22 protein-coding genes are annotated in these 24,030 nt (G+C 73.8%); 5 read left to right on the forward strand and 17 right to left on the reverse strand.

Annotated features, from left to right (window positions below; all coding sequences use genetic code 11):
* Positions 1-158: 158 nt before the first annotated feature.
* From ADY01_RS07820 to ADY01_RS07835, 4 genes are read right to left on the reverse strand one after another with little or no spacing between them, the layout of a single operon-like run.
* Positions 159-1,262, reverse strand: a complete 1,104-nt coding sequence (locus tag ADY01_RS07820; RefSeq protein WP_049567925.1) for a DUF2510 domain-containing protein — start codon at positions 1,260-1,262, stop codon at positions 159-161.
* 47 nt (positions 1,263-1,309) lie between these two features.
* Positions 1,310-2,104, reverse strand: coding sequence for a 3-oxoacyl-ACP reductase (locus ADY01_RS07825; protein WP_049567927.1), 795 nt, complete (start codon positions 2,102-2,104; stop codon positions 1,310-1,312).
* Between the two features lie 34 nt (positions 2,105-2,138).
* A complete protein-coding gene (locus tag ADY01_RS07830) occupies positions 2,139-3,545 on the reverse strand; it encodes an aldehyde dehydrogenase family protein (protein WP_049568005.1) in 1,407 nt (468 codons plus the stop codon).
* 14 nt (positions 3,546-3,559) lie between these two features.
* Complete coding sequence (locus tag ADY01_RS07835; RefSeq protein WP_049567930.1) at positions 3,560-4,927, reverse strand: glutamine synthetase family protein; 1,368 nt, start codon at positions 4,925-4,927, stop codon at positions 3,560-3,562.
* A 74-nt stretch (positions 4,928-5,001) separates the two neighbouring features.
* Here ADY01_RS07835 and ADY01_RS07840 point away from each other — a divergent pair, with 74 nt between their 5' ends.
* The 3 genes from ADY01_RS07840 (at position 5,002) to ADY01_RS07850 (ending at position 8,066) form a co-directional block, all read left to right on the forward strand.
* Positions 5,002-5,742 (forward strand): FadR/GntR family transcriptional regulator, encoded by a 741-nt coding sequence (locus tag ADY01_RS07840; RefSeq protein WP_049567932.1) that lies wholly within the window; start codon positions 5,002-5,004, stop codon positions 5,740-5,742.
* Positions 5,743-5,893: 151 nt separating this feature from the next.
* Positions 5,894-7,330: an ethanolamine permease gene (gene eat / locus ADY01_RS07845; RefSeq protein ID WP_049567936.1), complete on the forward strand. Its 1,437-nt coding sequence runs from the start codon at positions 5,894-5,896 to the stop codon at positions 7,328-7,330.
* 46 nt (positions 7,331-7,376) lie between these two features.
* A complete protein-coding gene (locus ADY01_RS07850) occupies positions 7,377-8,066 on the forward strand; it encodes a gamma-glutamyl-gamma-aminobutyrate hydrolase family protein (RefSeq protein WP_049567939.1) in 690 nt (229 codons plus the stop codon).
* On the opposite strand, the gene ADY01_RS07855 is transcribed toward ADY01_RS07850, so the two are convergent.
* The gene (locus ADY01_RS07855; RefSeq protein ID WP_420715614.1) at positions 8,047-8,793 is read right to left on the reverse strand and encodes a helical backbone metal receptor; all 747 of its coding nucleotides are present in this window, start codon (positions 8,791-8,793) and stop codon (positions 8,047-8,049) included. The genes ADY01_RS07850 and ADY01_RS07855 overlap by 20 nt on opposite strands.
* A gap of 2 nt (positions 8,794-8,795) precedes the next feature.
* A complete protein-coding gene (locus ADY01_RS07860) occupies positions 8,796-9,986 on the reverse strand; it encodes a cation:proton antiporter (RefSeq protein ID WP_049568008.1) in 1,191 nt (396 codons plus the stop codon).
* A gap of 162 nt (positions 9,987-10,148) precedes the next feature.
* Between ADY01_RS07860 and ADY01_RS07865 the strand changes: the two genes are divergently transcribed.
* A complete protein-coding gene (locus tag ADY01_RS07865) occupies positions 10,149-11,081 on the forward strand; it encodes a 5'-3' exonuclease (protein WP_078900092.1) in 933 nt (310 codons plus the stop codon).
* A 102-nt stretch (positions 11,082-11,183) separates the two neighbouring features.
* Here ADY01_RS07865 and ADY01_RS07870 read toward each other — a convergent pair whose 3' ends face one another.
* The 11 genes from ADY01_RS07870 to ADY01_RS07920 all read right to left on the reverse strand — a co-directional run bounded on the left by ADY01_RS07870 (position 11,184) and on the right by ADY01_RS07920 (position 22,857).
* Positions 11,184-13,994, reverse strand: coding sequence for a DEAD/DEAH box helicase (locus tag ADY01_RS07870; RefSeq protein WP_049567948.1), 2,811 nt, complete (start codon positions 13,992-13,994; stop codon positions 11,184-11,186).
* Between the two features lie 47 nt (positions 13,995-14,041).
* The gene (locus tag ADY01_RS07875; RefSeq protein ID WP_049567951.1) at positions 14,042-14,956 is read right to left on the reverse strand and encodes a diacylglycerol kinase; all 915 of its coding nucleotides are present in this window, start codon (positions 14,954-14,956) and stop codon (positions 14,042-14,044) included.
* Between the two features lie 23 nt (positions 14,957-14,979).
* On the reverse strand, positions 14,980-15,900 hold the full coding sequence (gene tatC, locus ADY01_RS07880; protein WP_078900093.1) for a twin-arginine translocase subunit TatC: 921 nt from the start codon (positions 15,898-15,900) through the stop codon (positions 14,980-14,982).
* Between the two features lie 73 nt (positions 15,901-15,973).
* The gene (tatA, locus tag ADY01_RS07885) at positions 15,974-16,249 is read right to left on the reverse strand and encodes a Sec-independent protein translocase subunit TatA (protein ID WP_049567957.1); all 276 of its coding nucleotides are present in this window, start codon (positions 16,247-16,249) and stop codon (positions 15,974-15,976) included.
* A gap of 123 nt (positions 16,250-16,372) precedes the next feature.
* Positions 16,373-16,600, reverse strand: a complete 228-nt coding sequence (locus ADY01_RS07890) for a hypothetical protein (RefSeq protein ID WP_049567959.1) — start codon at positions 16,598-16,600, stop codon at positions 16,373-16,375.
* Positions 16,601-16,602: 2 nt separating this feature from the next.
* Positions 16,603-17,571 (reverse strand): helix-turn-helix transcriptional regulator, encoded by a 969-nt coding sequence (locus ADY01_RS07895; protein WP_049567962.1) that lies wholly within the window; start codon positions 17,569-17,571, stop codon positions 16,603-16,605.
* A gap of 57 nt (positions 17,572-17,628) precedes the next feature.
* A complete protein-coding gene (locus ADY01_RS07900; protein ID WP_049567965.1) occupies positions 17,629-18,582 on the reverse strand; it encodes a helix-turn-helix transcriptional regulator in 954 nt (317 codons plus the stop codon).
* A gap of 74 nt (positions 18,583-18,656) precedes the next feature.
* On the reverse strand, positions 18,657-19,031 hold the full coding sequence (locus ADY01_RS07905; RefSeq protein WP_049567968.1) for an FKBP-type peptidyl-prolyl cis-trans isomerase: 375 nt from the start codon (positions 19,029-19,031) through the stop codon (positions 18,657-18,659).
* Positions 19,032-19,097: 66 nt separating this feature from the next.
* Positions 19,098-20,117, reverse strand: coding sequence for an FKBP-type peptidyl-prolyl cis-trans isomerase (locus ADY01_RS07910; protein WP_049567971.1), 1,020 nt, complete (start codon positions 20,115-20,117; stop codon positions 19,098-19,100).
* A 106-nt stretch (positions 20,118-20,223) separates the two neighbouring features.
* A complete protein-coding gene (gene pafA, locus ADY01_RS07915; protein ID WP_049567974.1) occupies positions 20,224-21,585 on the reverse strand; it encodes a Pup--protein ligase in 1,362 nt (453 codons plus the stop codon).
* A 9-nt stretch (positions 21,586-21,594) separates the two neighbouring features.
* Complete coding sequence (locus ADY01_RS07920; protein WP_049567977.1) at positions 21,595-22,857, reverse strand: MFS transporter; 1,263 nt, start codon at positions 22,855-22,857, stop codon at positions 21,595-21,597.
* Between the two features lie 119 nt (positions 22,858-22,976).
* On the opposite strand from ADY01_RS07920, the gene ADY01_RS07925 reads away from it, so the two are divergent.
* A complete protein-coding gene (locus ADY01_RS07925) occupies positions 22,977-23,981 on the forward strand; it encodes a LacI family DNA-binding transcriptional regulator (RefSeq protein ID WP_234320131.1) in 1,005 nt (334 codons plus the stop codon).
* Positions 23,982-24,030 lie beyond the last annotated feature (49 nt).

Raw genomic sequence — 24,030 nt, forward strand, 5'->3', positions numbered from 1 at the left:
GGGCGGGGCCCCGGGTCGGGCGGGCGCCGCCGCGGTCGGAGGGGTCAGGGGCGGCAGCGGCGAAGGCCGCGGTCCCTGCTCGGTGTTCATCCGCACGCTCCCCGGCCACCCGGCGCCCCGCTGGTCAGCTCGACTCCGGTCACTTTACGGTCGCGACCTCACGCCTCGGTACCGGGTCCCCCGCCGGACGCCGCCTCGGCGCCCAGCACGATACGGTCCATGTCCGCCTCCGGAGGGGCATCGCCGCCGATGTCGAACCCGAGCCGAATCGTCACCAGATCGCCCGACCCGTCCGGGGCGGGGAAGGCGACGGACTCCACGAACGCCTCGGTGCCCGACGCCGTTTCGATCCGCGTGCGGATGCGGTGGCCCTGCTGTCCCGCGACGGTGACGGCCTCGGAGAGCACCTCCTCGCGGCCGGTGATCTCGCCGTAGATGTCCGGGCCGTAGGAGGTGTTCTCGTTGTCCCCGATGTCGGCCAGCGCGTAGTCCTCGGGAGGCAGCGAGCCGAGCCCCGGCAGGCTGGTGACGAACGCCCCGCCGCGCACGCAGCCGACGCCGGGGTCGCCGGGGCAGGGGTGCTCGCCCGTGGTGACGGAGAAGCCGCCCTCGAACGTGCTCTCCGTCCAGCCGTCGAGCAGCGGCAGGGTGACGCCGCCCGCGCTGGCCCCGGTCGGTCCGCCGGAGCCGCCGCCGGGGGCGCCGTCGGCGTCCGGGGGTGGTGTCTCGTCGGCGGGGCCGCTGGGCGCCCGGTCGCTCTCGCCGGGCTCCGGCTCACCCGGCTCACCCGGCTCGTCCTCGGGCCCGTCGGGGAAGCCCTCGCCGCTGACGCCGGGGGAAGGCTCCGGGCCTCCCGCCTGTTCCTCGTCGTCCCCGCCGAGCAGCACGACGAATCCGACGGCCAGCGCCGCGACCACCACGATGGCACCGGCGATGAGCGCCGTGCGCCGCCCGCCGCCCTGCGGGGGCGGCGGGTAGGGAGGGTACGGCGCGTACGGGGCGTAGGCGCCGGGCGGCGGCGTCCCGTAGGGCCCCGGCGGCGGGGTGAGGGGCCGGTCCCCCGGCAGGGTGACCATCCGGGAGGTGCCGTCCGCGTCGGCGGGGGGCTCCGGCGGCACAGGCGTGCCGTCGGGGACGGTGATGTCGCGCGCGGGTCGGGTGTCGCCGGTCCAGGCGGTGCCGTCCCAACGGCGTTCCTGCGCGGGCCCGTTGTCCGTGTGGCCCGGGTCCGGATACCACCCGGGCGGAGTCGTGGCGCTCACCCAGTGAACTTCTCACACCGGCGCCGTTCCGGCCACCACCCCTCCGACTACAAGGGGGTCACGTACGCGCCGGAGATGCCGCCGTCCACCATGAAGTCGGCGGCGTTGACGAACGACGCGTCGTCGCTGGCCAGGAACGCGACGGCGGCGGCGATCTCCTCCGGCTCGGCGAAACGCCCGCCGGGCACGTGCACCAGGCGGCGGGCGGCGCGCTCCGGATCCTTGGCGAACAGCTCCTTCAGCAGCGGGGTGTTGACCGGCCCGGGGCACAGCGCGTTGACGCGGATGCCGTCGCGGGCGAACTGCACGCCCAGCTCCCGGGACATGGCGAGCACGCCGCCCTTGGAGGCGGTGTAGCTGATCTGCGAGGTCGCGGAGCCGAGAACCGCCACGAACGAGGCCGTGTTGATGATGGAGCCCTTGCCCTGGCGCCGCATATAGGGGATGACGGCCTTGCAGCAGAGGTAGACCGAGGTGAGGTTGGTCTGCTGGACCCGCTGCCAGGCGTCGAGTCCGGTGGCGAGGATGGAGTCGTCGTCGGGCGGCGAGATGCCCGCGTTGTTGAACGCGATGTCGACCGAGCCGTAGGCCGCGTGGGCGGTGGCGAACAGCGCCTCGACCTGGTCGGCGTCGGTGACGTCCGCGTGGACGTAGCGCCCGCCGGTCTCGGCGGCGGCGGCCTCGCCGCGTTCGGCGTCCACGTCGGCGCAGACCACCCGGGCCCCCTCGGCGGCGAGCCTGCGGGAGGTGGCCAGGCCGATGCCGCTGCCGGCGCCGGTGACCACGGCGGTCCGCCCGGCCAGCCGGCGGCAGACGGCGGTGGGTTCAGTCGCATCGGGCACGTCGGGCACTCCTTGTCGCGGGGCGGACGGCGGGTCAGCCGTCGTCGGTGCTGAGGAAGACGTTCTTGGTCTCGGTGAACGCGGCCAGCGCGTCGGGGCCCAGTTCGCGGCCGAGCCCGGACTGCTTGAAGCCGCCGAAGGGCGTCGAGTAACGGACGCTGCTGTGCGAGTTCACCGAGAGGTTGCCGGCGGCGACGGCGCGGGAGACGCGCAGGGCGCGGGCGGCGTCGCGGGTCCAGAGGGAGCCGGCGAGGCCGTAGTCGGTGGCGTTGGCCAGCCGGACGGCGTCCTCCTCGTCGTCGAAGGGGGTGACGACGGCGACCGGCCCGAAGATCTCCTCGGCGGCGGCGCGCCGGTCGGTGGCGTGTGCCTCCAGGACGGTCGGCGGGTACCAGAAGCCGGGCCCCTCGGGGACGGCGCCGCGGATCGCGGCCGGGGAGTCCTCCGGCACGTAGGAGCGCACACGCTCCCGGTGCGCGGCGGAGATCAGCGGGCCCATGGCCGTGGCGGGGTCGGCGGGGTCGCCGACGGTGACGGCGCGCACGGCCGGTTCGAGGAGGGAGAGGAAGCGGTCGTGGACGGAGCGCTGGATAAGGATGCGGCTGCGGGCACAGCAGTCCTGGCCGGCGTTGTCCAGGAACGAGGCGGGCGCGGCGGCCGCGGCGCGCTCCAGGTCCGCATCGGCGAAGACGATGTTGGGGCTCTTGCCGCCGAGTTCGAGGGTCACGCGCTTCACGTGCGCGGCGCAGCGGGCCATGATCCGCTTGCCGACGGCCGTGGAGCCGGTGAAGACCACCTTGGCGACGCCGGGGTGGTCGACCAGGGCCTCGCCGATCACGGGGCCGGGGCCCGGCAGGACCTGGAAGAGTCCTTCGGGGAGCCCGGACGCCTGGGCGAGCACCTCGAGGCGCAGGGCGGTGAGGGGGGTGGCCTCGGCGGGCTTGAGGAGGACGGCGTTCCCCGCGGCGAGGGCGGGGGCCACGCCCCAGGCGGCGACCGGCATGGGGAAGTTCCACGGGGCGATCACCGTGACCACGCCGAGCGGCTCGGCGAAGGTGATGTTCACGCCGCCGGCGACGGGGATCTGCCGGCCGGTCAGCCGCTCCACTCCCCCGGCGGCGTAGTCGAGCAGGTCGCGGACGTTCTCCGCCTCCCAGGTCGCCCCGGCGACGGGGTGCCCGGCCTCGGCGACCTCGATCGCGGCCAGGTCGTGGCGCGCCCCGTCCACGGCGGACGCGAACCGGCGCAGCTGCCGGGCGCGTTCGGCCGGGGCGAGCGCGGCCCAGCGCCGCTGGGCGGCCGCCGCGCCGCGCACGGCGGCGTCCACCTCCTCGGGGGTGGTGTGGGGGACGGTGGCGATGACCTCCTCGGTGGCCGGGTTGACCACCTGCTGGGAGGCGGGGTCCCCCGGCTCGGCCGGCGGGGATGGCGCGGCTGACACGTCGATCGTGGTCCTCACATGCGCTCGAAGGAACGGAAACGTTCCCAGTCGGTCACGGCGGTGTCGTAGGCGTCCTGTTCGACGCGGGCCATGGTGCGGTAGTGCTCGACCACGTCGTCGCCGAACGCGGCGCGGGCGACGGCGCCCTCGCCCCAGAGCCCGGCGGCGTCGCGCAGGGTGGCCGGGACCTTCTCGGCGTCGCCCGCGTAGGCGTTCCCGGTGCAGGCGCCGGGGAGTTCCAGTCCCCGCTCCACGCCGTGCAGACCGGCGGCGATCATCCCGGCGACGGCCAGGTACGGGTTGACGTCGCCGCCGGGCAGGCGGTTCTCGAACCGCAGGGACGGGCCGTGGCCGACGACGCGCAGGGCGCAGGTGCGGTTGTCGGGGCCCCAGGCGACGGCGGTGGGGGCGAACGAGCCGGGGCGGAAACGCTTGTAGGAGTTGATGTTCGGCGCGTACAGCAGGCTGAACTCGCGCAGCGTGGCCAGCTGTCCGGCCAGGAAGTGGCGCATGGTGGCCGACATGCCGTCCGGCGCGGCGGCGTCCGCGAAGACCGGGCCGCCCTCGGCGTCGCGCACCGAGAGGTGGATGTGGCAGGAGTTGCCCTCGCGCTCGTCGTACTTGGCCATGAAGGTCAGGGCGACGCCCTCCTGGGCGGCGATCTCCTTGGCGCCGGTCTTGTAGATGGAGTGGTGGTCGCAGGTGGTGAGCGCGTCGGCGTAGCGGAACGCGATCTCGTGCTGCCCGAGGTTGCACTCGCCCTTGGCCGACTCGACGGTCATGCCCGCCGCGCCCATCTCGTTGCGGATGCGGCGCAGCAGCGGCTCGACGCGGCCGGTGCCGAGGACGGAGTAGTCGACGTTGTACTGGTTGGCCGGGGTCAGGCCGCGGTAGCCGGCGTCCCACGCGTGCTCGTAGGTGTCCTTGAAGACCATGAACTCCAGCTCGGTGCCGACGAACGCGGTCCAGCCGCGCTCGGCGAGCCGGTCGAGCTGGCGGCGCAGGATCTGGCGGGGCGAGGCGGTCACGGGAGCGCCGTCGTGCCAGGCGAGGTCGGCGGTGATCATGGCGGTCCCCGGGTTCCAGGGAACGCGCCGCAGCGTGCCGGGGTCGCCGTGCATCGCGAAGTCGCCGTAGCCGCGCTCCCAGGAGGACATGGCGTAGCCGCCGACGGTGTTCATGTCGGTGTCCACGGCGAGCAGGTAGGTGCAGCCCTCGGTTCCGTGGTCGAGGACCTCGTCCAGGAAGAACGGGGCGGCGAACCGCTTGCCCTGGAGCCTGCCCTGCATGTCGGTGAAGGCCAGGACGACGGTGTCGATCTCGCCGCGGCCCACGAGGACCCGCAGCTCGTCGGTGGACAGCGGGGGCGTGCGCTTCGCCATGTCAGCGGCCTCCTGTCGCTTCAGCCGGAGGCCATAAGGTATATGCGCAGACCATTGATTGGGAAGGAGGTCGCATGGACGAGGTCAGGAGCGCGCCGCTCCCCGACCCGCTGGCGGGCGCGCTGCGGCAGGTGCGCGCGGGCAACGGCTTCGAGGAGGCGCTGGCGCAGATACTCCAGGTCCTGCGCCTCGGCCTGGTGCCCGGCGGCGGGCGGCTGCCCGCGGAGCGCGAGCTGGCCGCGCGGCTCGGGGTCAGCCGGATGACGCTGCGCGAGGTCCTGAAGGTGCTGGCGGACGAGGGGCTGGTGGAGAGCAGGCGCGGCCGGTACGGCGGAACGTTCGTGCGCGAGCGCCCCGGCGCGCGGCGCGGCGGCGCCTCGGAGCTGCGGCGGCGGATCGCGGGCGTGGACGTGGAGGACACGCTGCGGCTGCGGGAGGTCCTGGACGTGGGCGCGGCCGGGCTCTGCGCGGACGGCGGGCTCGGCGCCGACGGGAGGGACCGGCTGCGCGCCGCGCTCGCCTCCACCGGCGAGGCGCGGCCCGAGGGGTACCGGCGGGCGGACACGCTGCTGCACCTGACGCTGGCGGAGCTGTCCGGGTCGCCCTCGCTGGCCGCCCAGTACGCGGCGGTCCGCGCGGCGCTGAACGACCTGCTGGACCGCATCCCGCTGCTCGTGCGGAACCTGGAGCACTCGCAGGCCCAGCACACGGCGCTGGTGGAGGCGGTGTTCGAGGGCGACGCGGACGGGGCGCGCGACCTGATGCGGGAGCACTGCGCCGGAACCGCCGCCCTGCTGCGCGGCTTCCTCTCCTGAGCCGCCCGCCCGCGCCCGCCACCCCGCGCCCGCTCCGGGGCGCGCTCTGGCGGGAGCCGTCACCGCGACGTAACGTCGGGGGGCTTGCGCACCCACCCGTCGAGCCGCAATGGTATGCGGCCATACCATTGCGGCGAGGCAGGAGCGGCCCATGAGCGAGCGGCCCACGACCGACGACACCGACGCGGCCTATCTCCGCCGCCGCGCGCTGCGCGCCGGAAGCGCGGGCCCCCTGCTGCTGACCGGCCTGGGCGTGGCCTATGTCGTCTCGGGCGACTACGCGGGATGGAACTTCGGCCTCGCCGAGGGCGGCTTCGGCGGCCTCGCCCTCGCCGCGGTCCTGATGGGCCTGATGTACACCTGCATGGTCTTCGCGCTGGCCGAGCTGGCGGCCATCCTCCCGACGGCGGGCGGCGGTTACGGCTTCGCTCGGCGGGCGCTCGGCCCCTGGGGCGGCTTCCTGACCGGCACCGCGATCCTCATCGAGTTCGTGCTCGCCCCGGCCGCGATATCCATCTTCATCGGCGACTATGTCGAGTCCCTCGACCTGCTCGGCCTCACCTCCTCCTGGCCCGTCTATCTGGGCTGCTTCGTGATCTTCCTCGCCATCCACCTGTGGGGCGTCGGCGAGGCGCTGCGCTTCAGCCTGGTGGTGACGGCCATCGCCGTGGCCGCGCTGCTGGTCTTCGCGGTGGGCGCGTTCGCCGAGTTCGACGCGGGCGGCCTGGACGACATCCCGGTGGACGGCGAGGCGTTCGGGGCGAGTTCGTGGCTCCCGTTCGGGCTCATGGGCATCTGGGCGGCGTTCCCGTTCGGCATGTGGTTCTTCCTCGGCGTGGAGGGCGTGCCGCTGGCCGCCGAGGAGACCAGGGAGCCCGCCCGCACCCTGCCGCGCGCGATGGCCTGGGCGATCGGCATCCTCCTGGTCCTGGCGCTGCTGACGTTCCTCGCCGCCGCCGGGGCGCGCGGCTCCGCGGCCGTCCAGTCGGCGGGCAACCCGCTGGTGGCCGCGCTGGAGCCGGACGGCGAGACGACGGCGCTGAGCCGTTTCGTCAACTACGCCGGACTCGCGGGCCTCGTGGCCTCGTTCTTCTCGCTGGTCTACGCGGGCTCCCGGCAGCTCTTCGCCCTCTCCAGGGCGGGCTACCTGCCGCGCTTCCTGTCGCTGACCAGCCGCCGCAAGGCACCCTACCCGGGCCTGCTCATCCTCGGCGCCCTGGGCTTCGCCCTCGCCGCCGCGACCGGCGACGGCGCCAGGATGCTGAACGTCGCGGTCTTCGGCGCCACCATCTCGTACGCCCTGATGACGCTGTCGCACATCGTGCTGCGCCGCCGCGAGCCGGAGCTGCCGCGCCCCTACCGCACCCCCGGCGGCGTGGTGACCTCGGGCGTCGCGTTCGTGCTCGCCCTGTCCGCGCTGGTGGCGACGTTCCTGGTGGACCGGGACGCGGCGTTCATCGCGCTGGGCGTGTACGCGGTGGCGGCGGGGTACTTCGCCTTCTACAGCAGGCACCGCCTGGTCGCGGCGGCGCCCGAGGAGGAGTTCGCCGCGCTGGCCGCGGCGGAGGCCGAACTGACCCGGGACTGACCGGGGACTGACCCGGGACTGACCCGGGACTGAGGGGAGAACGCCCGTGGCCGGCCCGTTGATCGGCATCAGCACCTACCTGGAGGCGTCCGCGCGCTGGGGGGTGTGGGACCAGTCCGCGGCGCTGCTGCCCGCCGGCTACCACCGGCAGGTGCAGCGGACGGGCGGGGTCGCGGTGCTCCTTCCGCCGGACGAGACGCCCGGGGCGGCGCGGACGCTGGTCACGCGGCTGGACGGGCTGGTGATCGCCGGGGGCCCCGACGTCGAACCGGCGCGCTACGGCGCACACCGCGACCCGCGCACCGGGCCGCCCGCGCCGGAGCGCGACGCGTGGGAGACGGCGCTGATCGAGGCGGCACTCGACGCCCGGCTGCCGCTGCTCGGGGTCTGCCGGGGGATGCAGCTGCTGAACGTGGTCCTCGGCGGCACCCTCCACCAGCACATCGAGGGACACGCGGGCCCACCCGGGGTCTTCGCCGAGCACAAGGTGACCCCGGTCCCCGGCACCCTGCTGGCGCGGGCCCTGCCCGAGCCGGTCCCGGTCCCCACCTACCACCACCAGGCGGTCGACGCCCTGGCCCCCGCCCTGAGGGCCTCGGCGTTCGCCGAGGACGGCACGGTCGAGGCCGTCGAACGCCCCGCCGCGGACGGCTACGCCCTGGCGGTCCAGTGGCACCCGGAGGCGGCCATGGACCCCCGGCTGATGCGCGCCCTGATCACGGCCGCGAGCGCCTGAGCCCGGCCGGCTCCAGCGCGGCGGCGAGCGCCGCGGGCGCCTCGGCGAGGGACGGGCCGTACCAGGTGAGGTGGCGCCCGCCGACCAGGGCGACGGGCAGGCCGGGGAACGCCTCGGGGCCGTCGTCCGGGCCGAACGCGTACGGCTCGTCGGGCAGCACCACCAGGTCGGCGCGGCCCGGGGCCGTCAACTCCCCGATGTCCACGCGCGGATACCGCTCCGCGTGCCCGGCGTACGCGTTGCGCACGCCGAGCGCGGCCAGCACGTCGCCCGCGAAGGTGTCACGGCCCAGGACCATCCACGGCCGCCGCCAGACGGGGATCACCGCGGTCACCCCGGGGCGTCGGGGCCGCACCACGCGCCAGGCGGCCTCCGCCTCGGCCAGCCACGCGGGCCGCGCGAGCCCGCACCCGTCCACCAGCACCCGCGTCAGCTCGGCGAACGCCGCGGGCAGCGACCGCACCTCGGTGACCAGCACCGGGACGCCCGCCGCCCGCAGCGCGTCCAGGTCGGGCGCGCGGTTCTCCTCCTCGTTGGCCAGCACCAGGTCGGGCCGCAGGGCCACGACGGCCGGCACGTCCGGGTTCTTGGTGCCGCCCACCCGGGCCACCGCGAGCCCGGGCGGGTGGCTGCACCAGTCGGTGGCACCGACCAGCAGCCCGGGGTCCGAGGCGGCCACCGCCTCGGTCAGCGAAGGCACCAGCGAGACCACCCGGCGCGCGGCCACCGTCACCGCCCCGCCTCGACCAGCTCCGCGGACCCCTCGGTCCGCTCGGCGTCGGCCCTCCCACCCGGCAGCCACCGGGCCAGCCAGTGCGACCGGCCGGCGACCAGCGGCGCGACCACGGCCAGGATCAGCACATAGCCCGCGATGAACGGGGACAGCCGCCCGTCGAGACCGGCCGCCGCCGCCATGGTCGCCAGGATCAGCGCGAACTCGCCGCGCGCCAGCAGCGTGGTGGCGACGTTCGCCGTCGGCTGCGGGCCGAACCCGTAGACGCGGGCGGTGACCAGCCCGGCCACCAGGTTCATCGTCACCGTGACGGCGATCGCGATCAGCACCGGCCCGATGACGGTCGGCAGGTCGCCCGGGGCGATGGACAGGCCGAAGTTGAAGAAGAAGATGGCGGCGAACGCGTCGCGCAGCGGGTGGACCAGATCCCTGATGCGGTCGCCCGCGCCCGTGTTCCCGAGGATCAGGCCGACCATGAACGCCCCGATGGCATCCGCGACCCCGAACTTCTCCGCCACCCCCGCCACCAGCACCGCGGCGCCGAGGAAGGAGATGACGAGCAGCTCGTTGTCCTTGATGGCGAACAGCCGGCCGATGAGGCCGGTCCCCCAGCGGGCGGCCACGGCGAGCAGCAGCAGGAAGGCGAAGGCCTTCCCGATGTCCCACAGCGCCGCGCCAAGGCCGTCCGCGCCCGAGATGATCGGCTGGAGCGCGGCCAGGTAGAGGGCGAGGAAGATGTCCTCGACCACGATGATGCCGAGGATCGGCCTGGTCTCCTTGTTCCCGATGCGGCCGAGGTCGACCAGGATCTTGGTGACGATCGCGGACGAGGAGATCCCGAGCACGCCGGCGAGCACCAGCGCCTCGGAGGTGCCCCAGCCCAGCGCGAAGCCGAAGCCGAGCCCCGCCCCCACGTTGAGCAGCAGGTACGCGGACCCCGCGACGGCCATCTTCCTGCCGCCGGTCCTCAGGTCGTCCATGTGGAATTCGAGGCCCAGGTAGAACAGCAGCAGCACCAGGCCGAGGGCGGAGAGCATCTCCAGGTCGTGCGGGTCCTCCAGCAGCACGTAGCCGGGGGTGTTCGGGCCGAGGAGGATCCCGGCGAGGATGAACAGCGGAATCGTCGGCAGACCTATGCGGCCGCCGAGGCGGGCGAGGAAGGCGGCGGCCACGAAGGCCCCGCCCATGGCGAGCAACGTGTCGGCGTGTCCCAACGGCGCACTCCTTGGCGTTCGGATGGCTCGGTCAAGGCAGGACGGTCAAAGGAGCGTCAAGAAAGCGTCAATATTTAGCTTACCAAACGATTATCTGGCCCACCTGGCCCCCGATCCCTGTCAGTGCGGTGCGGCATGATCCGGGGTGTGACCAGACGACTGATGCTGCTCGACACCGCCTCGCTCTACTTCCGGGCCTACTTCGGCGTCCCCGACTCGGTGCGCGCCCCGGACGGCACGCCGGTGAACGCCGTGCGCGGCCTGCTGGACTTCATCGCGCGGCTCGTCACCGACCACCGGCCGGACGACCTGGTGGCGTGCATGGACGCGGACTGGCGCCCGGCCTGGCGCGTCGAGCTCATCCCCACCTACAAGGCCCACCGGGTGGCCGAGGAGGCGCCCGAGGGCCCGGACACCGAGACCGTCCCCGACACCCTCTCGCCGCAGGTCCCGGTGATCGAGGAGGCGCTCGACGCCCTCGGCATCGCCAGGGTCGGCGCCCCCGGGTACGAGGCGGACGACGTCATCGGCACCCTGGCCCGCCGCGCCCCCGGCCCGGTGGACATCGTCACCGGGGACCGCGACCTCTTCCAGCTGATCGACGACGCCCGCGGCGTGCGCGTGCTCTATCCGGTCAAGGGCATGGGCACCCTGGCCGCCTACGACGAGGCGGCACTGCGCGAGAAGTACGGCGTCGACGGGCCGGGCTACGCCGACCTGGCGCTGCTGCGGGGCGACCCCAGCGACGGCCTCCCGGGCGTGCCCGGCATCGGCGAGAAGACCGCCGCCAGGCTGCTGGAGCGCTACGGCGACCTGGGCGGCATCCTCGCCGCCCTCGACACCCAGGACCGGGCGCTCACCCCCGCCCAGCGCAAGCGGCTCACCGAGGCGAAGCCCTATCTGGCCGTGGCCCCCCGGGTCGTCCGGGTCGCCACCGGGCTCGACCTGCCCGAGCACGACCCGGCGCTGCCCACCACGCCCAGGGACCCCGCCGCCCTGGACGCGCTGCGCGCCCGCTGGGGCCTGGGTGGTTCCCTGACCCGCCTGCTTGCCGCGCTGGACCGCTGACCGCCGGCGGCCGGCTGCCGGCTGCCGGCTGCCGGCTGCCGGCTGCCGACCACTGACCACTGACCGCGGAGGGCTGACCGCGGACGGCCGGCCCAGGCCCGGTCAGCCGACCGAGCTGTAGGCCACCACCCCGCGCAGCATCGCGTCCACCGCCTTGCGGGCGTGCCCCCGCACCGTTCCGCCCTGGGGCGCCGCGGCGGCGATCTGGCCCAGCACGTCGATGACCTGCTTGCACCAGCGCACGAAGTCCCCGGCGGGCATGTCCGCGTCGCGCAGCACCTCGTCCAGGCCGTGCCCGCGCGCCCACCGGTAGGCGGGCCACGCGAAGCCGAGGTCCGGCTCGCGCTGGCCCACCCCCGTCGCCTGGCTGATGCGGTGCTGGTCCTCCAGCGCGTCCAGCCGCCCCCAGATCCGCACCATGTCGGCCAGCGCCTGGCGCGCCTTGCCGCCCGGCAGCTCGGGCGCCGGGGCGTCGTCCGCCGACCTGGCCTCGTAGACCAGCGCCGAGGCGCAGGCCGCCAGCTCGGCGGGGCCGAGCCCCTCCCACACGCCGTCCCGCAGGCACTCGCTGGCCAGCAGGTCGAGCTCGCCGTAGAGCCGGGCCAGCCGCTGGCCGTCCTCGGTCACCTGGTCGCCCCGCAGGTAGTCCAGCTCGGTCAGCAGCGCGGCGACCTGGTCGAAGGTGCGCGCGATGGTGTTCGTCCTGCCCTCGATCCGCCGCTCCAGCTGCCGCGTGTCCCGCGCCAGCCGGTGGTAGCGCTCGGCCCAGCGCGCGTGGTCCTCCCGCTCGTCGCAGCCGTGGCACGGGTGGGCGCGGATCGCGGCCCGCAGCCGCGCGATCTCGGGGTCGTCGGCCGCGGCCGACCGCTCCTTGCGATGCCGCCGCGGCACCACGTGCCCCGCCTTGGCGCGCAGCGCCGACGCCAGGTCCCGCCGGGACTGGGGGCTGCGCGGGTTGAACGACTTGGGGATCCGCATCCGGTCCAGCGGCTCGACCGGCACGGGGAAGTCGATCGACGCCAGCCGCTTGACCTGCCGCTGCTCCGTGAGCACCAGCGGACGCGGCCCCTCGAACGGGTCGGGACCGCGGTGGCCCGCGCTGCGCCCCGCGGGCACGCCCGGGTCGAGCACCAGCGCCAGACCGGCGAACTTCCCGGTCGGCACGTGGATGACATCGCCCGGCCGCAGCTCCTCCAGGGAGGTGTGCGCCGCCGCCCGCCGCTGGGCGACGCCCTGCCGCGCCAGCTCCGTCTCGCGGTCCTTCAGGTCCTGACGCAGCCGGGAGTACTCGGTGAAGTCCCCCAGGTGGCAGGTCATCGCCTCGCGGTACCCGGCGAGCCCCGACTCGTTCCGCTGGACCTGCCGCGAGATGCCGACCACGGAGCGGTCCGCCTGGAACTGGGCGAACGACGTCTCCAGCAGCTCCCGCGACCGGTGCCGCCCGAACTGCGCCACCAGGTTGACCGCCATGTTGTACGACGGCTTGAACGACGAGCGCAGCGGATAGGTGCGCGCCCCCGCGAGCCCCGCGAGCGCCGCCGGGTCCATCCCGCGCTGCCACAGCACCACCGCGTGGCCCTCGACGTCGATGCCGCGCCGCCCGGCCCGCCCGGTGAGCTGCGTGTACTCCCCCGGCGTGATGTCCGCGTGCTGCTCGCCGTTCCACTTGACCAGCTTCTCCAGCACCACGGAACGCGCCGGCATGTTGATGCCGAGCGCCAGCGTCTCGGTCGCGAAGACGGCCTTGACCAGCCCCCGGACGAACAGCTCCTCGACGATCTCCTTGAACGTCGGCAGCATCCCGGCGTGGTGCGCCGCGATGCCCCGCTCCAGCCCCTCCAGCCATTCGAAGTACCCCAGGACGTGCAGGTCCTCGTCCGGGATGGCGGAGGCCCGGCGCTCCACGATCTCCCGCACCTGGGCGCGCGCCACCGCGTCGTTCAGCCGCAGCCCCGCCTGGAGGCACTGCTGGACGGCGGCCTCGCAGCCGGCCCGGGAGAAGATGAACGTGATCGCCGGCAGCAGCCCCTCGGCGTCCAGGCGGTCGATGACCTCGACCCGGCTCGGCGGGTACACCCGCGCGCGCTGCCGCTTCTCGCGCTCCCGGTCCGCGGCACGCCTCCGGTCCTTGCCGTTGCGGTACCGCTCGCGCCCCGACCAGGGGCGGGAGTTCTCCATGCGGGCCATCCGCAGCAGGTCCGGGTTGACCTCGCGCTTCTCGCTCGACTCCTCGAACAGGTCGTACAGCCGCCGCCCCGCCAGCACGTGCTGCCACAGCGGCACCGGGCGGTGCTCGGAGACGATGACCTGGGTGTCCCCGCGGACCGTGTCCAGCCAGTCCCCGAACTCCTCGGCGTTGGAGACGGTCGCCGAGAGGGACACCAGCGTCACCGACTCCGGCAGGTGGATGATGACCTCCTCCCACACCGCGCCCCGGAAGCGGTCGGAGAGGTAGTGCACCTCGTCCATCACCACGTATCCCAGGCCGGTGAGCGAGGAGGAGCCGGCGTAGAGCATGTTCCGCAGGACCTCGGTGGTCATCACGACCACGGGCGCCTCGGAGTTGATGCTGTTGTCGCCGGTGAGCAGCCCGACCCGGTCGGCGCCGTACCGCTTGACCAGATCGGCGTACTTCTGGTTCGACAGCGCCTTGATCGGCGTCGTGTAGAAGCACTTGCGGCCCTGGGCCAGGGCCAGATGGACGGCGAACTCGCCCACGATGGTCTTGCCCGAGCCGGTGGGGGCCGCGACCAGCACGCCCTTGCCCGCCTCGAGGGCCTGGCACGCCTCGATCTGGAACGCGTCAAGACCGAAGTCGTACAGCTCACGGAACGGGGCGAGCGCGGTGGCCTGGTCGGCGGCGCGCCGCTTGGCGGCGGCGTATCGCTGCGCAGGGGACATGTGGTCGGTCATTGTGTCTACGAGCCTACCGGCCCCGCCCCCGGCCGACCCGGGGACTTCTACGCCCCCGGGACCCCCGGAGCGGGGGGCGCCAGCAGCCGCAGGGCGCCCGGCACGCAGGTGGCCGTCAGCGGCAACGGGCCCAGGGGTTCGCCGTCCGCGTACCCGGTGACGCCCGGGGCGTCGAGCTCCACACGGGCGGCCCGGTGCGCGGACACCGCCGGATGGGCGAGGTGGGTGCCCCGGTACACCCGGGGGTAGACGCGCAGCAGCGTGGTCCTGCTGACCTCGCCGACCACGGTGACGTCGAACAGGCCGTCGTCCGTGCGGGCCCCGGGGCACATCCGCAGCCCGCCGCCGTAGCTGGGCCCGTTCCCGACGGCGACCAGGGTGACGGCGATCTCCCGCCACTCCCCGCCGTCCAGCCGGATCCGGCACGGAACGGCGCGCAGCCCGGCCAGCTCGGCCATCACCGCGAGGTCGTAGCGCAGCCCGCCACGGGGCCAGCGCATCCGGTTCCCCCGGTCGGTGACCCGCGAGTCGAAGCCCGCGGCGAGCACCCCGCCGAACCAGGTCTCCCCCACCCGCCCCAGGTCGACGCGGCGGATCTCGCCCGCCTTCAGCGTCCGGGCTATCACCGCCCCCGCCGCGGCCGGGTCGCCGAGCGGCAGCCCGCACGCGCGGGCGGTGTCGTTGCCGGTGCCGGCCGCCACGATGCCCAGCGGCGTGGCCGTGTCGGCGACGGCGCCCAGCGCCACCGACACCACGCCGTCCCCGCCGACCGCGACCAGGGCGCCGGTGCCCTGAGCCACCGCCGCACGGGCCCTGCGGGCCGCGTCGGGCGCGTCGAGGCCGACGACGGAGCGCACCAGGAACCCGGCGTCCCTGAGCACCCGGGCCGCGCGCAGACCCGCGCGCGCGGCGGTCCCCTTCCCGGCCGCCGGGTTGATCAGCAGCGTGATGTCACCGCTCACAGCCCCCCGCTGCTCCTACCGCGTCACGTCGCGTCGTCGTATCCGTTGACCCGGGGGGAGCCGCCGTCGTCGCGGCCGGCGGAGACCGACTCCACCGGCTCGATGCTCGACGGCGTCAGGTCGAGGTCGGATGCCTCGTCGTCGTCCAGCTCGCTGTCGGCGTCCTTGCGCTGCCTGCGCCTGTCGTTGAACAGGGCGATGCCGCAGGCGATGAAGTAAAGCCCGGTGACCGGCACCTGGAGGGCGATCATGGACATCAGGTCGGTCGGGGTGATCGCCGCCGCGAAGATCGCGATCCCGACCACCATCCACCGCCACCAGCTGAGCATCCGCTTGCCGGAGACGACGCCGCCGAAGTTCAGCAGGACGAGCAGGAGCGGCAGCTCGAAGGAGAGCCCGAACGCGAGGGCCATCCGGATGGTGATGTCCAGCAGCTCCTCGACGGTCACCAGGTTCTGCACGTCGTCGGCGCTGAAGCTCAGCAGCACGGGAATCGCCCGGGGCAGCAGCCAGTAGGCGAAGTAGACGCCGGTCAGGAAGAGCGGCACCCCGACGCCGACCACGGCGCGGGCGTACTTCTTCTCCGTGCGGTGCAGCCCCGGCGCGATGAAGGCCCACGCCTGGTAGAGCCAGACCGGGGAGGCCGCGATCAGGCCGACCAGCAGGGACACGCGGAAGTACGTGGCGAACGGCGAGGTGAGCCCCTGCTGGGTGAGCTCCGCACAGCGCTGCGCGGCGCGCTCGGTGTCGTTCACCTCCTCACACCGGGGAAGCGGCTCCGTGAGGACGTCCATGATGTCCTTGGCGAAGAACAGCGCCACGATGGTGATCACGAGGACCACGGCCACCGAGATCCCGAGCCGGTTGCGCAGCTCGCGCAGATGCTCGGTGAGGGGCATACGCCCCTCGGGGTCCTTCTCTCTCTTACGCGTGGCCTTCGGCACCCCACGTCCTCATCTCAAGGGGCGGCCGGAACACGTCCGGCCGCCCGACCTCATTCCTGACACCGGTGGTGCGTCAGCCCTGCGTCGTCCTCTTGGGCTCCTCAACGGGCCGGGAGCTCTCGGTGTCCCCGGGAGCGGCCTGGATCGTCCGGGGCGCCGTGGTGGTGTCACTGGGCTCCGCGGTCTCCGAGTCGGCCTTCCCGTCCTTCTTCAGGGCGGCGGTCTCGCTCTTGAGAATGCGCATCGACTTGCCGAGCGAGCGCGCGGTGTCGGGGAGCCGCTTCGAGCCGAAGACGATCACGACGACGAGGAAGACGACCAGAAGGTGCCAAGGTGAGATCGAGCCCATATCGTCCGTCTACTCTCTCATCCGGGAATCCTGAGTGCTGCGCCGGAAGGAGAATCCCGACCGGCTCACGAGCAGCAATCTTAACGCGCAAGGGTGAACGCAAAGCAATGCCTGCGCGTCCGCCTATTGTTCCCCGTCATGGGGGCCGTGCCCCCGGCGTACGCCGCCACCGCGCGCCGCGAGCGGCCCGGCCGAGCGCTCCAGCTCGTCCGCGGCCCGGCTGATCCGTTCGGCGCTGTCCCCCACGGCGCGGGAGAACCGTCGCACCTCGACCCCCACGCGGACCGCGAGCACGCCGAGGACGGCCACCCCGCAGAACGCCAGAACCACCTGCGCCATCGGCCAGAACACGCTCAGCCCACCTCGTCGTAGAGCTCGAGCGCCGCCCGGGCCGCCTCCCGCGCGCTGTCCGCGAGCTCGGGAGGCGAGACGATCCGCCCGTCGCCCCCGAGCCGCAGCGCGAGCCGGCGCAGCGTCGCGGGATCCGGCGTGCGCAACGTCACGCGCAACCCGCCGTCGGGCAGCTCCTCGGCCGCGTCGTGCGGGTAGTACTCGGCGACCCAGCGCCCGCCGGGACCCACCTCGATCACCACCTCGGGGTCGGTGGGCGCGGGCTGCACCAGCCCCTCGCTCAGGTCCCGCGGCTCCACCGGCGGCGGATCCGCCGGAACGTCGAGCAGCTCGATCCTGGCCACCCGGTCCAGGCGGAACGTCCGGCGCGCCTCCGACCGCCGGCACCACGCCTCCACATAGGTGTGGCCGACGGCGAAGAGCCGGATGGGGTCGATCTCCCGGTCGGTCAGCTCGTCGCGGCCCGGCGAGTAGTAGCGGATGCGCAGCCTGCGCCGCTCGGAGATCGCCCGGTCCACATCGGCGAAGACCCCGCCCTCGGACTCGAAGGTGACCGAGAGCCGCGAGCTGGCGCCCGCGCTCTCGCCCGCCGCCGTCTCCAGCTTGGCCGTGGCCCGCAGCAGCGCGTCCCGGTCGCTGTCCCGCAGGCCGGGCAGCGTGGCCACGGCGCGGGCGGCGACCAGCAGCGCGGTGGCCTCGGCGGCGGCGAGCCGCAGCGGCTGCCCGGCGCCGGAGCCGACGGCCTCCGCGTTGTGCCACCAGATGTGCTCGCCGTCCGTGTCGATGTCCAGCAGGTCGCCGCCGCGGAAGCTGGTGCCGCACATGGGCAGCACGTTCAGGTCGGAGATCAGCTCGTCCTCCGAGATGCCGAACGCCCGCGCCACCTCGTCCACCCGCGCCCCTGGCCGTTCCCGCAGATAGGTCACCAGGGACAGCATCCGCCGGGTCCGGTCGATGGCGGTGGTCGCCATGTCTGCCTCTCTCCTCACGCCCTCGTGCGACCCCGGTCGGCCCGCGGTCGGTTCCCCTCAGCCCTTGGCGACGGCGCGCAGCCGGTCCAGCACGTCCGCCCGCAGCTCGGCCGGCTCCAGCACGACCACGTCGGGGCCGAACTCGGCCAGCCACGCCCCCAGGCCGTGGCCGTAGGGGATCTCCAGCTCGTCCCAGTCCGCGTCCCTCGCGATGGCGCCGGTGGCCCGGGCCCGCAGCGGGTAGCCGGACCCCGCGCGCAGCCGGATCCGGGCCTGCCCCGTGGCGTGCTCCCCCGCCCACCGCGCGACGCTCTCCCGGACGGCGACCTGCCCCGGCACCTCGGCGGTGAACATGCCCAGGCGCGACTTGACGCGCCCGACGATCCGGGAGAGCCGGAAGACCCGCACCGCGCCCCGGTCCCGGTCGAAACCGGCCAGGTACCAGTGGCCCCGCCAGCACTCCAGGGCCCAGGGCTCGACCTGCCGGTTCTCCGGGCGGGCGGCGTTGGACTTCCGGTACCCGAAGGTGACCGGCCGCCGGTCCCGGCAGGCGATCATCAGGGGCTCGAACGCCGCCTCGCCCGCCGGCACCCGCGGTTCGAGCGCGCTGTACGCCTCGCGCTCCTCCTCGGCCAGCGGCATCCCCGCGGCCCGCAGCTTCTGCACCGCGCCGCTGGCGGCCCCGGCGAGCCTGGCCTGCTGCCAGACCCGGGCCACCAGCACCAGCGCCGCGGCCTCCTCGGCGTCCAGGGTGAGGGGAGGCAGCTGGTTCCGGTCGCGGCGGGCGACATAGCCGATGTCGCCGTCGACGCTCTCCACGGTCTCGATGACCATGCCGAGCTCGCGCAGGTCGTCCTTGTCGCGCTCGAACATCCGGTTGAACGCGTCGTCGGACGTGACCTCGATGTACGCCTCGATGGAGGTGCGCAGCTCCCGCTTGCTCAGCGGCCGTCCGGATCCGAGGAGGCACAGGGCAAGATTCATCAGCCGCTCGGCCTTGGCAATCGCCATCGACGCGTCGCCCTCTCTCCTCAACGCAGCGGGCCCACCCCACAGGGATGGGCCCACCGTACCGCTTGTGCCGATCAGGCAGAGACCAGGTCGCAGACGAAGATCAGGGTCTCGCCCGGCTTGATCCGGCCGCCGCCCGCGCCCGCGTCCCCGTAGGCCAGGTGCGGCGGGATCGTCAGCTGCCTCCGGCCGCCGACGCGCATGCCCTGCACACCGCGGTCCCAGCCGGGAATGACCTGCCCGGCACCGAGCTGGAAGCTCAGCGGGGTGCCGCGGTTCCAGCTGGCGTCGAACTCCTCACCGGTGCTGAACGCGACCCCCACGTAATGCACGGAGACCTGCGCCCCGGCCTCGGCGACGGGCCCGTCGCCCTCCCAGATCTCCTTGACCTCCAGGTCGGCGGGCGGCGGGCCACCGGGGAAGTCGACCTCGGGCTTGTCGATGCTCACGGAAAAACACTCCTCAGACAGTGACGGTTCACACGGCGTGCGGGTGCCGGGCGGAAGACGCCGGGATCAGACCACGCCGACGATGTCGACCACGAAGACCAGGGTCGAGTTGGCCGGGATCGTGCCGTTGCCGGCCTCCTGGTCGCCGTAGCCCAGCTCCGGCGGGATCACCAGCAGCACCCGGTCGCCGACGTTCTTGCCGACCAGCCCCTGGTCCCAGCCCTCGACCACCGAGCCGGTGCCGATCTGGAACCCGGAGGCCGCCTGGCGGTCCCACGAGGAGTCGAACTTCTCCCCGCTCTCCCACACGATGCCGGTGTACTGGGCGATGAGCCCCTGGCCGGCGGTCACCTCGGGCCCGTCGCCCTCGATGAGCACCTGCTCCTGAAGCTCCGCGGGCGGGTCCTCGCCCTCGGGGATGGTGACGGTGGCCGCCTCCGCGGCGGGGGCCTCCACCTCGGGCAGTCCCTCCTCGACCGCGGCCTGCTCGCCCTCGACCTGGGCCATCGGATCGGTGCTCGACGCACCGGCGATGTCGAAGACCCAGACGACGCCGTCGTCGGCGGCGACGCCCGCCTGCTCGGCGGCCGGGCCGAGCATCTCCTCCACCCGTCCCTCGACCTGGACCCGGCTGCCGACCTTGGCCCCCACGAGCGGCGCGGTGGCGGCCTCCGGCATGGCCGAGGCGGCGCCGACCTGCACGACGAACTGGGTCCTGGGGGCGTCCGCGTCCTCCTCGGCCTCCTCCTCGGTCCCCTGCGCGGTGCTGTTCCAGGTGTTGAGCAGCTCCATGTCGGCGTCCATGATCCTGCCGACCACGTCCACCCGGAGGAAGTCCCCGTCCTTGACCTCGGCGCCGTCCCCCTCGGAGAGAACCTCGACGACGGACTCGGAGCCGACCTCGGCGCCCTTCTCCACCGTGATCTCCGGCGGCTGACCGGACTCCCCCTCGACCGTGGCCACCGGGCCGGCGGGCTCTTCCGTGGATTCGGAACCCGAATCCTCGGAGCCGCAGGCGGCGGTCACAAGCAGGGCGGGAACGGCCAGCACCGCGAGGACGCGGCGCGCTCGTGTGATGGGGATCATCTGTCCAACTCGGGGTAGGCACGGCCGGGGGCGGGACCCCGCTGGTCCCGCCCCACCCTACGGCCTCGGTGCCCACGTCCGGTGAGCGCGCCACCGGCCGCACCGGTCACATCCCGGCGATCAGCTTCTCCACGCGCTCGTCCACCGACCGGAAGGGGTCCTTGCACAGCACCGTCCGCTGCGCCTGGTCGTTGAGCTTGAGGTGAACCCAGTCCACCGTGAAGTCGCGCCGCTGCTCCTGGGCGCGACGGATGAAGTCGCCGCGCAGCCGGGCCCTGGTGGTCTGCGGGGGGACCGACTTGCCCTGGAAGATCTTCAGATCGTTGCAGATCCGCTGGGCCTGCCCCCTGCGCTCCAGCAGGTAGTAGAGGCCGCGGCGGCGGTGGATGTCGTGGTACGCGAGGTCTATCTGCGCGACCCGCGGGTGCGACATCGTGAGGTTGTGCTTGGCGCGGTACCGCTCGATCAGCTGGTACTTCATCACCCAGTCGATCTCGGTGTTGATCTTGTCGAGCTCCTCGTTCTTGATGGACTCCAGGGCCCGGCCCCACAGCTCGAGGACCTGCTCGGTCAGCCCGCTGCGCATGCCGCGCCGCTCGCAGAAGTCCAGGGCCTTCTCGAAGTACTCCTGCTGGATCTCCAGCGCCGACGCCTCGCGCCCGGTGGCGAGCCGCACCTTGCGCTGGCCGGAGATGTCATGGCTGACCTCGCGGATGGCCCGGATCGGGTTCTCCAGGGTCAGGTCGCGCATCACGGTGCCGGCCTCGATCATCCGCAGCACGAGGTCGGTGGCGCCGACCTTGAGCAGCATGGTCGTCTCCGACATGTTCGAGTCGCCGACGATCACATGGAGCCTGCGGTAGCGCTCGGCGTCGGCGTGCGGCTCGTCCCTGGTGTTGATGATGGGCCGGGAGCGGGTGGTCGCGGAGCTGACCCCCTCCCAGATGTGCTCCGCGCGCTGGCTGACGCAGAAGACGGCGCCGCGGGGCGTCTGGAGGACCTTGCCCGCGCCGCAGATCAGTTGTCGGGTGACGAGGAACGGGATGAGCACGTCGGCCAGGCGGGAGAACTCCCCGTGCCGGGCGACCAGATAGTTCTCGTGGCAGCCGTACGAGTTCCCGGCGGAGTCGGTGTTGTTCTTGAAGAGGTAGACGTCACCGGCGATCCCCTCTTCGTGCAGCCGCCGCTCGGCGTCGACGAGAAGTCCTTCGAGAATGCGCTCTCCGGCCTTGTCGTGCGTGATGAGCTCGGTGACGTTGTCACACTCGGGGGTGGCGTATTCGGGGTGCGAACCGACGTCCAGATACAACCGGGCGCCGTTCCGCAGGAACACATTGCTGCTGCGGCCCCATGACACGACTCGGCGGAAGAGGTACCGCGCCACTTCGTCCGGAGACAGCCTGCGCTGGCCACGGAACGTACAAGTGACGCCGTACTCATTCTCCAGCCCGAAGATTCGGCGGTCCATGAGTGAACATTACGCCCGATGCCCGCTTCTGAAACCGGGTTCGAGGACGGCGTTTCGATCATTTTGCGATCCGGCGCCGGGCCCTGGCGGACCGCCGGGAGCTGCGAGAACACTCCGCGTGGCGAGCAGCACGGCGAGCGCGAGAACACCCCCGACGCCCGCCACGGCGAACCCCGCCGCGTCCTCGCCCCACTCGATCACGGGCCCGACGACGGCCGTGCCGAGGGCGGCGCCGACCCCGAAGGTGGTCACCAGCCAGGAGAACGCCTCGGTGACGGTGCCCGTCGGCGCGTGCCGGTCGATGACGACGAAAGCGCACGCCAGGACGGGTGCGAGGAAGATCCCGGAGACGCCGGCGAGCAGCGTCATCAGGGGGACCGCGGACGGCACCAGGGCCAGCGGCAGGTACCCGGCCGCCAGGGCGGCGGTCAGCAGCCGCAGCCGCCGCTCGGGCGCGCCGGGCCACTGCCTGGCGCCGTAGACCAGGCCACCGACGAGGGCACCGCCGCCGAGCGCCGAGAGCAGGTAGGTGGCCACCAGCTCCTCGCCGCGGGCGTCGGCGTAGGCCACCGACGCCACCGAGATGGCACCGAGGGCGGCACCGACGAAGAAGAAGCAGCCGAGCAGCGCGAGCAACCCCCGCGAGCGCAGTGCGCCCAGCCAGTGCGCCTCGCGTGCGGCGCCCCGCCAGCGGCGGGAGGGGCGCGAGACCAGGACGGAGAACGCGCCCACCAGGCCGACCGCGTTGATCACCAGGAGCGCGGCGGCCCCGGACCACGCGGCGACCAGGAGCATCACGATGAGCGGGCCCCCCGCGAACATGGCCTCCTGGGCCACCGCGTCCAGCGCGTAGGCGCGGTGCACCCGGTCGGCGCGGCCGAGCACGCTGGCCCACAGCGCCCGCAGGCCGCCCTCCAGGGGCGGCGTGGTGACCCCGGCGAGGAGTATGAGGGCGCACGCCGGCGCGAGCGGCTCGATGCCCACCGCGGCGAACAGGCCCATGGCCACCGCGGAGACCACGGCGGCCGGTCCCATCACCCGCGGCTGGCCGTGGACGTCCACCAGCCGGCCGAGCAGCGGCTGCCCGACGGCGGTGGCCAGCCCGTAGAGCGCGGACAGGACCCCGGCCAGGGTGTAACTCCCGCCCTCGGCACGGGCGAACAGCACGATGGCCAGCGGCGCGGTGCCGTGCGGCAGCCTCCCCACGAGCGTCCCGGTCAGAAGCCGCAGCACATGGCGGGACCTCAGCAGCTCCCCGTATCCCGTGGCCATGGCCCCACCCTCCGTAGGTTTTACGTATAACGCCGCTGATTGTACGTACGATGGCCGGACTCCGGGAGACGCGGGAAGCGGGAAAGCGAGAAGCGGGAGCGGTGCCCTTGACCAACGCGATGCCGCCCAGGCCCACGAGCCGGGACGTGGCCGAACGCGCCGGGGTCTCCCAGGCCACGGTCTCGCTGGTGCTGCGCGACCGGTGGCACGGCCGTGTCTCCCCCGCCCGCGCGGTCGCGGTCCGCGCGGCGGCGCGCGAACTGGGGTACCGGCCGAACCTGGCGGCCCGCTCGCTGCGCCTCGGCAGGACCCGCACCGCGCTGGTGGTGGTCCCCGCGCTGACCAACGAGTTCTTCGCCCGCATGCACGCCGGCGCCGCGCGGGTGGCCGGCGAGGACGACGTCGGCGTGGTGCTCTACTCCTCGCCCGCGGGCATCGAGGCGGCACCCGACCCGTTCGTCTCGGCGGAGGCCACCCTCGACGGTGTGCTGGCCTCCTCCATGGCGGCCGGGGCGCTGACGGCGCTGAGCGGGAACGGGCTCCCGCTGGTGATGCTGGACAGCGAGCCGGGCGGCGGGGCGGCGGCCACGGTCAACCCGGACATCGCGACCGGAATGCGGCTGGTCACCCGCCATCTGCTGGGCCTCGGCCACCGGCGCTTCGCGCACATCGCCGCCGACGTCGACTCCTGGACCTTCGGCGTCCGCGCCCGGGTCCTGGCCGGGGAGCTGGCCGCGGTGCCGGACGCGCGCCTGGTGGCGACCGAGCGGGCGCCGATCGACGTGCGGGGCGGCCTGGCCGCCGCGGACCGGGCGCTGGCCGCGCCGGGCGGTGCCACCGCCCTGGTCTGCGACGACGACATGCTGGCGGTGGGTTCCTGCAAGGCGGCCCGGCGGCGGGGGCTGCGGGTGCCCGACGACGTCTCGGTCACCGGCTTCGACGACCTGACCGTGGCCACCGCCGTTGAGCCCGAGCTGACGACCGTCCACCTCCCGGCCGAGGAGTTGGGGGCGGCTGGCATGCGCGCCCTCCTCGCCGCCCTCCGCGGCGAGCCGGGCGGCACCACCGTGCTGCCGGTCAGCCTGGCCGTCCGCGCCTCGACGGCGCCGGCCCCCACGCGGTAGCCGGAGCGGCTCCGGGCGCGGGCAGACCTACGCCCCGGGGCTCAGGGCT

Source organism: Streptomyces sp. SBT349 (genome assembly GCF_001083795.1).
Lineage (GTDB): Bacteria > Actinomycetota > Actinomycetes > Streptomycetales > Streptomycetaceae > Streptomyces.